The organism is Bordetella petrii, from assembly GCF_020991325.1.
GTDB classification, from domain to species: Bacteria; Pseudomonadota; Gammaproteobacteria; order Burkholderiales; family Burkholderiaceae_B; genus Bordetella_A; species Bordetella_A petrii_E.
The window spans coordinates 1-993 of sequence record NZ_JAJMLX010000515.1 but is presented as its reverse complement, the minus strand read 5'-3'; the positions used below and the strand labels follow the sequence as shown (position 1 = coordinate 993).

The window sequence follows — 993 nt, the reverse complement described above, 5'->3', positions numbered from 1 at the left end:
CAGCGCCGGCGTGCCGCGCCTGCTGGTGGTGGGCGGCGCGGGCAGCCTGCGTGTGGCGCCGGGCGTGATGCTGATCGACACGCCGGAGTTTCCCGACGCCTACAAGCCCGAGGCCCGTGCCGGCGTGGTGTTCCTGGACACGCTGCGGCGCGAGAAAGCGCTGGACTGGACGTTCCTGTCGCCGTCGGCCCTGTTCGAACCGGGCGAGCGCACCGGGGTGTTCCGCGTCGGCGCCGACGAGCTGCTGGCCGATGACGAGGGCAAGAGCTGGATATCGATGGAAGACTACGCGATCGCCCTGGTGGATGAACTGGAATCGCCGCGGCACACGCGGCGCCGCTTTACCGTGGGGTACTGAACCCCGCCACGGGACACCATGAAAAAAATCTACCTGGCAGGCTTCGACGTGTTCCGCGCGGACTCCGTGGCGCACGGCGAATGGTTGAAGCTGCAATGCCTCGGCCATGGGCTGCAGGGCCTGTATCCGCTGGATAACCAGGTGCCGGCGGGGCTGCCCGACCGCGCGGTGGCCCAATGGATCTACGAGGCCAACACGGCGTTGATCCGCGAGGCCGATGCCGTAATGGCCAATCTGAATGCGTTCCGCGGCGCCGAGCCCGATTCGGGCACGGCGTTCGAAGTGGGCTATGCCATAGCGCTGGGCAAGCCGGTGTGGGCCTACGTAGACCAGGCCGCCACGCTGGTGCAGCGCCTGGCCGTGGCGCGGGCGGACGGCCCGCCGCGCCATGTCGATGCGCAGGGTTATATGGTGGAAGACTTCGGCCTGGGACTGAATCTGATGCTGGCGTGCAGTGCCACGGTGGTGGTGGGCGACGCCGCGCAATGCCTGGCGCAAATGGCCCCGGCGTTGCGCGGCTGAAGCACGGTGCCTACGCGGCGACCGTGTCCGTGTCCGGCATCGCCACGGCGGCCCCGCCGGCCAGCTGGCGGCGATGGTCGGCCAGTTCGGCAATGGTCAGGGCCACCAGGCCG

General features: G+C 69.2%; 2 protein-coding genes. Both read left to right on the top strand.

Annotation, left to right across the window (positions count from 1 at the left end; translation table 11 throughout):
- Nucleotides 1-358: NAD(P)-dependent oxidoreductase (locus LPZ50_RS25060; RefSeq protein WP_230665529.1), on the top strand; the 358-nt coding region annotated here is incomplete at its 5' end.
- An 18-nt stretch (nt 359-376) separates the two neighbouring features.
- Nucleotides 377-880: a nucleoside 2-deoxyribosyltransferase gene (locus LPZ50_RS25055; RefSeq protein ID WP_230665528.1), complete on the top strand. Its 504-nt coding sequence runs from the start codon at nt 377-379 to the stop codon at nt 878-880.
- The last annotated feature ends 113 nt before the right edge of the window (nt 881-993 follow it).

Bases quoted from the DNA above. Each gene is read 5' to 3' on its own strand.
- LPZ50_RS25055 (WP_230665528.1), top strand. From the start codon at position 377: ATGAAAAAAATCTACCTGGCAGGCTTCGACGTGTTCCGCGCGGACTCC.